12 protein-coding genes are annotated in these 12,494 nt (G+C 67.1%); 2 read left to right on the forward strand and 10 right to left on the reverse strand.

From position 1 onward, the window contains the following. Positions 1–41: 41 nt before the first annotated feature. The 5 genes from ACIA58_RS18175 to ACIA58_RS18195 all read right to left on the reverse strand — a co-directional run bounded on the left by ACIA58_RS18175 (position 42) and on the right by ACIA58_RS18195 (position 3,114). Positions 42–458 carry a hypothetical protein gene (locus tag ACIA58_RS18175; protein ID WP_396404812.1) on the reverse strand — a complete coding sequence of 139 codons (417 nt, stop codon included), beginning with the start codon at positions 456–458 and terminating at the stop codon, positions 42–44. After that, positions 455–1,402: a metallophosphoesterase family protein gene (locus ACIA58_RS18180; protein ID WP_396404813.1), complete on the reverse strand. Its 948-nt coding sequence runs from the start codon at positions 1,400–1,402 to the stop codon at positions 455–457. The genes ACIA58_RS18175 and ACIA58_RS18180 overlap by 4 nt, the downstream gene beginning before the upstream one ends. Next, entirely contained in the window at positions 1,399–1,695 is a 297-nt protein-coding gene (locus ACIA58_RS18185) for a cupredoxin family copper-binding protein (protein WP_396404814.1), read from the reverse strand. The genes ACIA58_RS18180 and ACIA58_RS18185 overlap by 4 nt, the downstream gene beginning before the upstream one ends. A gap of 235 nt (positions 1,696–1,930) precedes the next feature. Next, positions 1,931–2,611: a Rieske (2Fe-2S) protein gene (locus ACIA58_RS18190; protein WP_396404996.1), complete on the reverse strand. Its 681-nt coding sequence runs from the start codon at positions 2,609–2,611 to the stop codon at positions 1,931–1,933. Positions 2,612–2,613: 2 nt separating this feature from the next. Beyond that, positions 2,614–3,114: an RNA polymerase sigma factor gene (locus ACIA58_RS18195; RefSeq protein WP_396404815.1), complete on the reverse strand. Its 501-nt coding sequence runs from the start codon at positions 3,112–3,114 to the stop codon at positions 2,614–2,616. A 228-nt stretch (positions 3,115–3,342) separates the two neighbouring features. Between ACIA58_RS18195 and ACIA58_RS18200 the strand changes: the two genes are divergently transcribed. Continuing rightward, the gene (locus tag ACIA58_RS18200) at positions 3,343–4,665 is read left to right on the forward strand and encodes a vanadium-dependent haloperoxidase (RefSeq protein ID WP_396404816.1); all 1,323 of its coding nucleotides are present in this window, start codon (positions 3,343–3,345) and stop codon (positions 4,663–4,665) included. A gap of 142 nt (positions 4,666–4,807) precedes the next feature. Here the strand turns inward: ACIA58_RS18200 and ACIA58_RS18205 are convergent, their stop codons facing one another. Both ACIA58_RS18205 and ACIA58_RS18210 read right to left on the reverse strand, forming a co-directional pair. Next, positions 4,808–5,905, reverse strand: a complete 1,098-nt coding sequence (locus tag ACIA58_RS18205; protein ID WP_396404817.1) for a hypothetical protein — start codon at positions 5,903–5,905, stop codon at positions 4,808–4,810. A 217-nt stretch (positions 5,906–6,122) separates the two neighbouring features. Continuing rightward, positions 6,123–6,788, reverse strand: a complete 666-nt coding sequence (locus ACIA58_RS18210; protein WP_396404818.1) for a winged helix-turn-helix transcriptional regulator — start codon at positions 6,786–6,788, stop codon at positions 6,123–6,125. Positions 6,789–6,866: 78 nt separating this feature from the next. Here ACIA58_RS18210 and ACIA58_RS18215 point away from each other — a divergent pair, with 78 nt between their 5' ends. Further along, positions 6,867–7,622, forward strand: coding sequence for a DUF899 family protein (locus tag ACIA58_RS18215; protein ID WP_396404819.1), 756 nt, complete (start codon positions 6,867–6,869; stop codon positions 7,620–7,622). A gap of 43 nt (positions 7,623–7,665) precedes the next feature. Here the strand turns inward: ACIA58_RS18215 and ACIA58_RS18220 are convergent, their stop codons facing one another. The 3 genes from ACIA58_RS18220 to ACIA58_RS18230 are packed head-to-tail and all read right to left on the reverse strand — an operon-like array spanning position 7,666 to position 12,476. Then, positions 7,666–9,165 (reverse strand): arylsulfatase, encoded by a 1,500-nt coding sequence (locus tag ACIA58_RS18220; protein WP_396404820.1) that lies wholly within the window; start codon positions 9,163–9,165, stop codon positions 7,666–7,668. Continuing rightward, a complete protein-coding gene (locus tag ACIA58_RS18225; protein ID WP_396404821.1) occupies positions 9,162–10,784 on the reverse strand; it encodes a hypothetical protein in 1,623 nt (540 codons plus the stop codon). Before ACIA58_RS18225 ends, ACIA58_RS18220 begins: the two co-directional genes overlap by 4 nt. 9 nt (positions 10,785–10,793) lie before the next feature. Further along, the gene (locus tag ACIA58_RS18230) at positions 10,794–12,476 is read right to left on the reverse strand and encodes a hypothetical protein (protein WP_396404822.1); all 1,683 of its coding nucleotides are present in this window, start codon (positions 12,474–12,476) and stop codon (positions 10,794–10,796) included. Positions 12,477–12,494: the final 18 nt, after the last annotated feature.

The following is a 12,494-nucleotide window of genomic DNA, read 5'->3' on the forward strand; positions in this document are numbered from 1 at the left end:
AATTCTCCGTCGAGGATCGGTACGGCGAAGGTTGCCTGCGGCTACTCATTGCCGACGGCAACATAGTCCCTGGCGTTCTGGTGCTCTCGAAACTGTCTGATCGCCGGTATCAGCAGCAGAACGAGTGCAGCCACCCAAGCGACCACACTGAGCGGAGCCTGCGGCGAGGGCTGCCAGCCGCGCTCGGTGAATCCGAACAGACCCACTGTGCGCGACAGCGTGAACCCGCCGAGACCGCTCAGACACAGTCCGGCGGCGAGGATCCGGAGTACGCCGGCATTGCCGACCAGAAGGAGTACGGCCACTGCCATCGAGGCTGCGGCATCCCAGTGGAACGACGGCCCGATCGTCGGGATGAAGTGGTAGCTGCGGACGTACAGCTGCGCGTGGATGTAGCCGCTGATGGCGAGGCAGATGGACAGCGGGAGGGCCTCGAGCGTACGGCGGGGAACCTTCATGCCAGTTTCACGTCCTTGATCGCGAGCCGGTCGGTGCCTTCGAGGTACTGGACCTCGCGGATACCCAGCGCGTCCTTCAGCTTTCCGGCCGGCAAGGTCACCGGCGTCGGTGCCGCCGCCTCGCCGGGGTGGGGCAGCGGGTAGGCGGTGGTGGTCGCACTGTGGAAGGTGACGTTGCCTTCGGTCTTGGTGAACAGCTGGTGGATGTGGCCGTTGAGGCAGGTCACCGACGAGAACCGTTTGAGGTAGCTGAGTGCTTGCGTGGCATCGTTGGTTCCCCAGCCCCACTTGGGATAGAGCGCGAACAGCGGGATGTGGCTGAAGACGACGATCGGGGTGTCCGACGACAGGTTCGCGACGTCCTTCTGGACGAACGCGAGCTGCTCTGTGCCGAGGTGACCGAGCGACTCCAGCCCCAGCGTGTTCACCAGCGAGATGAAGTGCACCCCGTGCAGGTCGAAGCTGTACCAGCCGTCGCCGGCGGTGCCCTTTCCGAAGGCGGCCCGGTACTTCTGGCCGTGATCGTCGATCGAGTCGTGCTCACCCGGGACCGTGAACACACGTCCGGTGTTCAGGCCGCTCATCAGCTGCTTGACCTGGTCGAACTGTGCGGGCGTCGACAGATGGGTCAGGTCTCCGGTGTGTACGACGAAGTCCGCCCGGTACGGCAACGCGTTGATCTGGTCGATCGCCTCGGTGAACGACTGTTCGACGGCGGTGTTCGCGGTGCCCTTGAAGCCCAGGTGGCTGTCGCTGATCTGGATGAACCGCAACGCGTTCGGATCCTTGGCGAGCGCGGCGGGCGCCTCGCCGGGGCCGGTGACCTGGCTGATCACCTCGCCACCCGTCACCGTCAGCACCACGGCCGCACCGAACCACGCGGTGTGACGCATCAACTGACGACGCGTCATGCCTTCCGGGCTGTGATCGTCCTCGACGCTCATGCGGTGACCACCACCGTGCCGGTCATGAAGGGGTGGATCGTGCACAGGTAGTCGAAGGTGCCGGCCTTGGTGAACGTGTACTGGAACTTGTCACCGTTCTGCAGCGTCTTCGACTTCAACGGGCCGGTGCCGTTCTGGCTGGTCACCGTGTGCGGGTCCTGGTCGTCGTTGGTCCACGTCACCGTGGCGCCGACCTTGACCTTGATGCTCAGAGGGCCGAAGGCGAACCCCTTGATGGCCACCGAGGTGGACGCGACCGGCGCACCGGCCGCGGGCGCCGGTGACATGGACATACCGGGCATCTCCGAGTCGACAGGAGACGGTTGGGAAGAGGCGGCGGACGACGCCGCACCGGACTGATTATCGGTGCTTCCGCAAGCGGCGAGGGCTATCAGACAACCGGTCGCCGCGAGCGCAACGACGGCGGGTCGGCTTGAACGAATGCTTGTCATGCCGATGAATAGGCAGCCTGGTTACACCTGGTGTCGAGTTGCTTCCTGCGACACGCCGACCAGCCAGGATGGTCGATCAGGCTTGGCGGGGCGGGACGAAGACCTGAACCACGCCGTCGGATTCGCGCACCATCAGCTTTGGCAAGGGCGGCAGCGCGATCGGGAGCCGGTGCTGCAGCACCGCGCCGTCGACGCCGAACGTGGCACTGTGACAAGGGCACTTCAATCGGCGCGCAGGACCGTCCAGGGCAAGCTTGCACCCCAGGTGAGTGCAGACGCCGGACACGGCGTTCAGCTCGTCACCGGAGCGATGCACGAAGCCGACAATGCTCCCCGCGTCGAACGGCCGCACGGCACCGTCCGGCAGGTCCTTGACCGCGACGATCCCGCGCCATTCCCCGTTGTCGGGCGTGACCGTCGCGTCGGCGGGCTCCGCCGTCACCGCTCCCCCGGAGCCGCTCAGGGCCATCTCGGCGCCGACACCGACCGCGGCTGATGCCGCGGAAGCCGCAGCGATCGACAGCACGAACCGGCGACGGCTGCCGCGCACGTCCCGCACCGGCGGCGCATCGTCCAGCTCGGTCCGCAAGCGCTCGCGCAAGGAGCTGACGAACTCATCGCTCGGCTCGGTGTCAGGACCAGCGGCGCGCAGGGCGATCGCGGTCCGAATCTGAGACTCGTCTGCCGCGTCGGCAGCAAAAGGCTTCGTCCGACGCCGGCTCAGTAGATCTTCGACGAATCGGCGTACACCGCGCATGGTCACACCTCCATTCTCTCTGCCACAACCGCGGCCTGCCGAAGCGCCCGGTGCTGCAGGACCTTCGCGTTACCCACGGTCACTCCCAGCTCCGTCGCGGCCTCCTTCAACGAACACGAGCCGATGAACCGCAACTGGAGAATGCGGCGGTACCGCTCGGGTAGCTCCGCCAGGATCGCCTCCGCCCGGGCGGCCGCGCCGCTGTCGCCGGCGTCGGTCACCGACTCGGTCAGCGCCCAGTCCTCGTCGAGCCTGGTGATCTCACGGCCCAGCGTTCGCCGCCAGTAGGCTGCCAGCACCGTGCGCACGGTCGCGGACAGATAAGCCCGGACCTCGCCGACGCTCGCTGACAGCTGCAACGGCCGCAACGCCGTCACGAACACCTCGGCGGTGAGATCCTCCGCGTCGGGACGGTTGCCCACCTTGGCGAACATCATCCGGTAGACGCGGTCCACATTGTCGTTGTAGACAGCCTCCCAGTCGGCATAGCTGTCCTCGGTCACCACGTGAAGACGAACCGGTGAGGCCGCGGGAACCGACTCCGATTTCGGTCCCTCGTCGAGCCTCCGCCGCCCCCACACATTTCGTCCCGCCACCCGTCACCGTCCACTTCGCACGTCAGGACCGCCACAACACCACACCTGTAATAGGCACCGGGGTTACACGAGTCCCCGCCTGTAACCCGTCCGGCTATCCCTTGACGTCCATCGAATCTTCTCCGTGGAGTCATCGTGACCTCTCCAGTCTCACGTCGCGGCCTACTGATCGCCGGTGGCACGACTGCCGCGGCCGTAGCCGTCGGAGCAACAAACACCACCTTCGCTGCTGCTCAGACGGCTGCCCGCGTCCCGTCGCTCGAAGTGACCAGACAAGCCCGGACGGGTGCTGACGTTGTGATCGCCTGGAACCAGGCACTGCTCGAGATCGTCCGCACGCCAGGTCTGCAGCCGCCCACCGTTCACCCGACCCGCAGCTTCGCACTTCTGCACGCGGCGATCCATAACGCTGTGGTCGCCACCACCGGGAAGGGTACGCCGTACCTCTTCGCAGTGCACGCGGCGTCCGCAGCATCGCCGATCGCCGCAGCAGCCCAAGCAGGGCATGACATTCTCGTCGCGCTGTATCCGGCGGAGGCCGTCGATCTGGGCCACCGGCTCACCGACGAACTGCGCGCCCTCGGCCACGCGCCTGGTCGCGAAGCAGGCATCGCCGCGGGCCGGCTCACCGCTCGGCTCCTGCTCGATCTACGCGCTGACGACGGCTCAGCGGTCGTCCCGCCGCCGCTGGCTCCCGGCACCCGACCCGGTCAGTACCGGCCGACACCGCCCGCCGGTTCGCCTGCTGTGTTCACGCACTGGTCAGCCGTCAGGCCGTTCCTGATCAAGCGGGCCGACCGATTCCGCCCGGAAGCGTATCCAGACCTCGGCGGCCGGCGGTACGCCGCGGCGATCAACGAGGTCCAGCGGCTCGGCCAGGACACGAGCGGTGGCCGCAGCGAGGACCAGACCGAACAGGGCAACTTCTGGGCAGCACCGATCTGGAACTACTGGAACGAGATCACCCAGACCGCTATCAGTGCCGAAGGCAACGACCTTGTGCGTGCGGCCCGGGTGTTCGCGCACCTCAACCTGGCGCTGGCCGATGCGGTCATCGCGTTCTACGACGCCAAGTACCACTTCCGGATCTGGCGACCTGTCACTGCGATCCGGCTCGCGGATCAGGACGGCAACCCCGCCACCAGGGCGAATCCGAGCTGGAACCCCCTGGCCACGACACCGGCCGACCCGTCGTACCCCGGCGCGCACAGTGTGGTCTCGCAGACCGCCGCGACCCTGCTGAGTCAGGAGTTCGATCCGCGGTTGCGGCTCGCGGTCACGTCCGACGTGCTTCCCGGCGTCACCCGGAAGTTCCGCTCCCTGCAGGCCATCGCCGACGAGGCCGGACTCAGTCGCCTGTACGCCGGCATCCACACCAAGCTCGACCACTATGCCGGCCAAGAACTCGGCCACAACCTGGCCAGATCCCTCCTCACCCACCCGGAACTGCGCCCGTAACAGCGGCCTGCACTCCGCGAACTCCATACTTCGTCCATCGCCGAAGCGACCGGCTCGGCTGTCCCGACCTGACCTCACCGTCCAGCCTGCCCAGCAGCTGGCGTGGACCTTCGGTGGCCCGCAGCTGAACGGGGCCCATTGCTCAGCGGGGTCCATCAGGCTTGCGCCGTGGACGGGCCGAGAAGTCCCAGTCCGGCGGTGGGGCCGGCCAGTGCGGTGGTGGCCGCCAGCCCGGCGGAGGTCTCCAGCCTGGAGGCGGTACGGGCCAGCCCGGCGGTGGGTTGAAGCCAGAGCCGCGATTGTTGTTGCCCAAGCTGAGAGCGAACACGATGAAAACGGCCAGCAACAGCAGGGAATCGCTGACCGCAAGCAGCCTCACCGTCAGCAGTAAGTGGCCTGTCGCCATGCCGGCGACGCCCAAGTTGTCCATGTCGACCGGGCCGGCTCCGACGACGATGGCGGCAACCCAGGTCAGGACGACCACGCCTGTACCGAGGCCGGCCAGGAGCCGTCGCCTGCGGCGCAGACCCATCAGAGCCAGCAGCAGACCGGCCACGCCCACCGCCCAGAGCCCGATCCCCAACTGTCCACGCCAAGGCTGTGGGTCCATTCGAACAGTCCCCGCGGGGGGCATGTCACCTTGGCCGAGCCTGTCCCAGGACCAGTAGTCACCATCAACGTCGCCGGGTGGCGATTGCCAGTCTGCGGCAGCTGGTACGCGGGGTGCACGTACGGTGATACGCACGGCCCGAACGCCGACGGTTCTCAGTCTCGACAGCGTGGTGCGGAAGTCCAAGCCGACCGTCGGACGGTTTCCGGGCTGGTAGACCCCGGTCGCATGCAACACCGCGAAGGAGTAGCCGGCGCCGTTGTCTCCGTGATCGACCCACCGGCGCGATGCGGTGGGCAGCAGCAGCGGTGCGACCGCTTCTCCGGTGCGGATCTGTTCGGCTTCCGACATCCCACCGATGATCAGGTCGACATCCATACCGCCGTCGGCCTTGATCCTGGCATCGACGCGGGCCTCCGTCCTGTCACCTGGCATCCACCCGACGGGGTCGCATCCGGTCAGGAGAACCGACAGCACCACACCAACGACGACAAGCAGACAGCCGCCGCGCGGATTGACACACCGGGCGGCGCCTCGTGTCACCTTCGCCCCGTCGGCCAGGCCGGCCGGAAACCGGACGCAGAGACCTCCCACAATCGCCGTTCGAAACTCGCCAAGCCCGAGCCTCACCTGCGCCATCCCTGACTCTGCCGCACCACATGATCCTGCGGCCACAGAGTAGGCCGCCCGAGGTTACTCAACCAGCTTTCGAACATTCTGGAAGTAACGCAGCGCTACCACAGGCTGAAGTTGCCTATGGCACCGGTCGCCGGCAGGCATGGGCGAATCTCGCATGGAAATCAGCGGGTTCGGGGGCCCGGGCATGTTGGTGTCTCGTGTGGACTCTTTACGCGCCTTGTGGGGTTGGGATGCGGACGTTTGCTATGAGGTGGCGTACGGGCTCGGGGGCGCCGGTGATGACGGTCCCGGCCGCTGCAAGGGCGGCGGGGTCCTCGGTGCCGAAGGCGGCGAGGAGGGCTTCCGTTGTGGTGACCAGGACGGCGTCCGGATCTTTGGGCGGCTCGTGGGCGACCTCGGCGCCGGCCGAGGTGAGGCGGACGCCGAACACCCCGGCAGGACCGTGGTCGCGTAGTTCGATCCGGAGCGTCGTCTCCGGCCGCTCCGGCGTCGGCACGAAGAAGGTGCGGATGGTCAGCATGGCGCTGTCCACGCTGACGAAGAGCTGCTCGGCGGTTCGGGGGGCTGCCAGCGCCCAGGTGCCGAGCGCGACCACGATCGGCTCGAGGCCGCGACCCCAAGGGGTCAGCTCGTAGACCCGCACATTGCCTGGCGGAGGCAGCTGCCGACGGCGTACGACGCCCGCGGCTGCCAGCTCGCGCAGCCGGTCGGACAGTGCGTTCGGACTGGCCGTCGGGAGCGCCTCCTGGAGGTCGGTGAACCGTTTCGGCCCGAGCAGCAGCTCCCGCACCACGAGCAGCGACCACCGCTCTCCCACGATGTCGAGGCCGCGTGCGACGCCGCAGGCTTGCCGATAGCCCCGCTGGGCCGGCATAGGACACCTCTCTTCCTGTACTTGCTCGATCATAGCAGTAACTATTAGCCTCATAGCTCCCGATATGAGGAGGAACCCATGTCCGTGTCAGCGGCACCCCCGCTCACCGACCGCGAGACCTGGCAGAAGCAGCATGACGAGCTCCGGCTCCGCGAGAAGGCACACACGCGTGAGGGCGACGCCATCGCCGCGGCCCGCCGGCGGCTGCCGATGGTCGAGGTCGACCCGACCACCCATCTGGTCGGTGCCGACGGCCCGGTGCCCCTGCTCGACGTCTTCGAGGGGAGGACTCAGCTGTTCGCGTCGTACCACATGTGGCACACCGGCAGCCCGGCCGCCGACCAGTGCGAGGGCTGCACGTTCTTCACCGGCCAGGTGCTCGAGCTGTCCTACCTGCACTCGCGCGACGTCACCTTCGCGGTCTTCTGCCAAGGGCCGTTCGAGGAAACGTCGCGCTACCGCGACTTCATGGGCTGGGAGGCGCCCTGGTACTCAGTGCCCGCGGAGTCGCTCGACTCCCTCGTCGCCGGGCGCGCGTTCGGGATGAAGGCGTGCTACCTGCGCCAGGGCGACCGGGTGTTCGAGACCTACTGGACCACCGGGCGGGGCGTCGAGGCGATGGCGCCGTCGTACGGCCTGCTCGACATGACCGTCTACGGCCGCCAAGAGGAATGGGAGGACTCGCCGGAAGGCTGGCCACAGCGCTTCCGGACCGACGGCGACCAGTTCCGGCTCGATGGCCGGCCCACATCGCAGTGGTCGCGCCTCGCCGCCGGCCGTGACGACGACCTGGGCGCCACCGGATCCGCGAGCAGCGAGCACCACTGCCACTGAGGTCCGGCAACGGTCCAGCGACCAGCGTCGGGCCAGCTCTGGATCAGGCCGTTGGAGAGCCGGCGAGGACGCCGAAAGCGAGGCCGCTCGATTCGTCGTGGCAGATGGCTTGGAGGTCGGCGTAAAGCCTGGCGACGATCTCTGGCTCGTCCGACCATCGGTTGACGGCCTCGGCCGGGTCGGCCTCCACGTCGTAGAGCTGTCCGTCAGGATGGTCCGCGTCCCAGACGGGGTTCGCTTGTACCTTGCCTGAACCGGAGCTGAACAGGGCACTGATCGACGGCTCCGAGAAACCGCCGCCGGAGCCGGGAGCGAAGATCGCCTTCCATCGGCCGGAGCGGATCGCGAAGCGTCCGCCAAGACTGTGATGCACGATCGACCGGTCGGGCTGGAGCGGCTCGCCCTGGGTCAGGGCACCGAGCAGATCCCGCCCGTCTTCGGCGGCTCCGTCCGGCAGCGGCGTCTGTGTTGCCGCCGCGACGGTGGGCAGTACGTCGGTGAGACAGACCGGGGCCTCGATCAACGATCCGGGCTCGATCCGGCCGGGCCAGGACGCGATGAACGGCTCCCGGTGCCCACCGTCCCACAGGTCACCCTTCTGCCCCCGCCAATCACCGTTCGGTCGATGCTGCGTCATGTCACCGTCGTCGGAGAAGATCATCGGCGCACCGTTGTCGCTGGTCACGATCACCAGGGTGTTCTCGGTGTCCCCCCGATCGGCGATCGCCTGCAGCACTTCACCGACCATCCAGTCGACCAGGCAGACGGCGTCCGCCCGATCGCCCAGGCCGGAGCGACCGCGGACGAAGTCCGGCGGCACACAAGGTCGATGCGGCGCCGATGGTGCGAGGTAGCACAGGTACGGCGTGGTCGGGTCGATCCCCCGCAGCCAACTGACAGCCTCACCGACGAACCGTACGTCGGCCTCGTCCTCACGCCAGCCCTCCACCTGCAGCCCGGGGCGCTGCTCGGTGAGATACACCTCCTTCTCCCGATCGGGTACGCCGACAGTGCGATCGTCGGAGATGAACGCGTACGGCGGCATGTCGAGCGAACCGGCGATCCCGAAGAACCGGTCGAAGCCGAGGTCGTTGGGCCCGCCGGTCACGGCTGCGGAGTAGTCGATGGAACGTCCGAAGTCGGTCTCGACGTCGTCGTGCAGCACCGCGCCGGGGGCGAACGCGTCCCGGACCGAGCCGTCGCGGTGCCGCCACCCGAGGCCGAGGTGCCACTTGCCGAAGGCGCCGGTCGTGTAGCCGGCCGACCGTAGGACGTTCGCCATCGTCGGCCGCTCCGGCTCGATCAGCGCCGGACCGTGTCCCATCAGCACGAAGTTCTTCAACGGTCCGCGCCAGGCGTAGCGCCCGGTCATCAGCGCGTACCGGCTAGGTGTACAGACCGCCGATGCCGAGTGACAGTCGGTCAGTCGGGCCCCGCCGGCCGCCAGCCGGTCGATGTTCGGAGTGGGGATGGCCGAGCCGTAGCAGCCCAGATCCCCCCACCCCATGTCGTCGGCCAGTACGACGACCACATTCGGTCTCACGTGTGACAACTCCCGTCCGTACTGCGGTAGATCCGGATCGCGTTCGTGGTTCCCGGGTCGATGCTGAAGTTCCCGGCCTGACTGTTGTTGAAGCACACGCCGTCGGCGTACACGTTCTGGAAATTGATGTCGCGCACCTTGTGGTTGGCGTCGACGCCGGTCACCACGTTGGGCTGGCTGAAGGTCGTGTACGCGTGGATGTTGCGGAAGATCACCTGGTCGACCTCGCCGTAGCCGAGCGCCGGGTCGTACCACTTGTTGTTCTCGACCGCGAGGTAGAACAGCCGCCAGTTGGCGTTCTCGATCCGGATGTCGTCGAACAAATACCGCGACATCGTGCCGCTGCCGGCGTGCAGCGCCCGGAAGACAGCCGGCTTCTCCAGCTGGTACGCCTCGGAGTGGATCACGTCGTTGTCGTACACGTGGAAGGTGTCGCTGTCCTGCTGGATGTTCCAGCTGATCATGAACGACGCACCGTTCTCCAGCTGCCAGATCGTGTTGCCCCGGGCAACGGTGTCACCCCAGAACAGCTTGATCGAGTCGTCGTTGACCTTGATGAAGTTGTCCTCGAGCAGGCTCTTGTTGCCACCCACCATGCCGTCGGTGCTGTACCACCAGGAGATCGCCTTGACGTTGTGCACAGTGGTGTACTGCCCGAGAGCACGGATGTTGAAGCGCGGGCCGTCGACCAGCGTGACGCCTTCGACCAGCAGGTTCGACGAGGCCTGGTCGGCGATGTCGATCAGGCCCGGCTGGTCCTTGTTCTGGTCCTGGTCCCCGGTGTCGAGGAAGAGGCCGGAGATCACGCCACGACCCTTGATCGCGACGTTCGAGACGGCGCCCGCGGCGATGAAGGCGGCCTCGACGTACGCCCCGCCGGCCAGGTAGATGGTCTTCCCGGACTGGATCGGCTGATTCGCGCCGAGGTGGTGCACGCCGGGACCGAGGTACAGCACATTCGGATCGCTGGGTGACGGGACGTCGACCTCAGGCGGGTTGGCGAACACCAGCATCGGATGGAGCACCGGGTTGTGGATGTTCGGTTCGAACTCGACCGACAGATTGCCCGGCTGGTTGGTGGTGAACGTGCAGACGTTGCCCGCGTACGACGGCGTGATCGCCGCCGAGATCGGACGGACCAAACACCCGGTCGCGGTGCCGGCCAGCAACCGCACCCGGACCGTCACACTCCCCGAGAACGAGAAGCTGGTCCACGACGTGTCCTGCTCGCGGTTGGTGTCGGCCTTGCGGGCCAGCGCCTTGTAGACGAACGACGGTTGCTGTCCGGCGGCCTGCTCGACGGTGACGGAGTACTGGTCCGATGCCGCGATCCCGGCCGGCTGGGGGTACGTGGTCAACTGGTCCGGAGTACCGGCCGCAGGATAGATCCCGCCGTACGCCAGCGAGTCTCGATGGGCCGCGATCTCGGCGACCGTTGCGTTCGTGGACGTGGTGATGCTGTTCGCGATGTCGTCGACGACCGGCACGTCACCACTGATCTGCGTGATGCTGCCGCCGAAGTCGTACTGCTTACCGGTGTACGGCGCTCCGTCGGCGCCGGCCGGTAGCGCCGTACACCCGAGCGCGAGGACAACGGCTGCCGTGACGAGAAAACGCATGACCGGACCTCACCTTCCCGAGCGGAGGCAGGGGGTGTGGGCGCTCTTCACGATCCGGATCTGGTCGGTTGTCGCCGGATCTATCTGGAAGTTGCCGTCGGCGGCCGACGCGACGCAGGTGCCGGCTATCGAGACGTCGGCGAGGGTGGCGTCGGAGACCAGATGGTCGGGGTCACCGCCGGTGAAGACGTTCGGCATCGTGAACGGGGTCTTCGCGGTGATGTTGCGGAAGATCAGGCCGGAGATCTGCCCGAAGCCGAGCGCCGGGTCGTACCACTTGGGGTGCTTCTCCAAGATGATGTAGAACAACCGCCAGCTCGCGTCCTCCACCCGGATGTTCTCGAACAGGAACCTCTGCAGATGCCCCGGCGTGGCGTGCCGGGCGCGGAAGATCGCCTGGGGTGAGAGCCAGTAGTGCTCGGCATGGATGACGTCGTTGTCGTACACGTGGAAGTCGGCCTGGTCGGTGAGGATGTTCCAGCTGATCATGAACGGCGCGCCGTTCTCGAGCTGCCAGACGACGTTGTCGCGGATCACCGAGTCGCCGGTCATCGGCTTCAGCGCGTCGTCGTTGACCTTGCAGAAGTTGCCCTCCACCAGGCTCGCCGTACCGGCCCAGATGCAGTCGGTGCTGTACCACCAGCTCATCACCTTCAGGTTGTGCACGGTGACGTGGTCGCCGAGCACGCGCACGTTGAAGCGGGGACCGTTGACGAAGGTGAGCCCGTCGACCACCACGTTGCTCGAGTTGGATCCGGGCGAGCAGGCGGCATGCGGCGGCTGGCCCGGATCATGGCAGTCGATGTCGATCAGCCCCGGTTGGCTCTTGTTCGCGTCCTGGTCACCGAGGTCGAGGTAGGTCCCGTCGATGACGCCGCGGCCGCGGATCACCACGTCGTGCACGCCGACGCCCTTGAACGTCCCCTGCACCCAAGCGCCACCGGCGATGTACACCGTCTGGTTCGAGTGCAACTGGACAGTTCCGAGCTGGTGCAGGCCGGGACCGAGGTACAGCACGTTCGGGTCGCTCGCCGGCGGTACGTCGACCTCCGGCGGGTTCGCGAACACCAGCATCGGATGCAGCACCGGGTTCGTCGTGTTGGGAGTGAACTCGACGGACACATTGGCCGCCTGGCCCAGGACGAAAGCGCACGTGTTGCCGGCGAAGTGCGTACGGATGCGCGCCGACTCCGGCCGCACCAGGCAGCCGGTCGCCGTACCGCTCAGCTTGTGCACCTCGACCGTCACCGGGCCGGCGAACGAGAACGACGTCCAAGAGGTGTCCTTCTCCAGGTTCGTGTCGGTCTTGCGCGCCGCGACCTGGTAGACGAACGATGCAGTACGGCGCCCCGACTGGGTGAGCGTCGTCGCGTACTGATCGGAGACCGGGCTACCGGCCGCCGGTGGATAAGTCGTGAGCTGGCGCCCGGCGTGGCGGTCGCCGTCGATGGCGCCGTACGGTAGCTTGGCGCGCTCCCGGGCCAGGTCCCGGAGCATGGTGTCGGTGGTCCGGGTGATCTGGTCCGCGAGCTGATCGACATGCGGAAGCGATCCGTCGATCGCCTGAGTGCTACCGCCTTGGTCGTACTCCGTCCCGACGTACCGCGGGGCGGGACGGGCGGCTGCGGGCACTGCTGCGAGCAAACCCGCGACGCAGACCGCCGCGGCGAGCACACTTGCGAACTTCTTCATGCCTCACCTCTCAAGGGT

The sequence above is a fragment of the Kribbella sp. NPDC051586 genome, assembly GCF_044453965.1.
Classification (GTDB): Bacteria; Actinomycetota; Actinomycetes; order Propionibacteriales; family Kribbellaceae; genus Kribbella.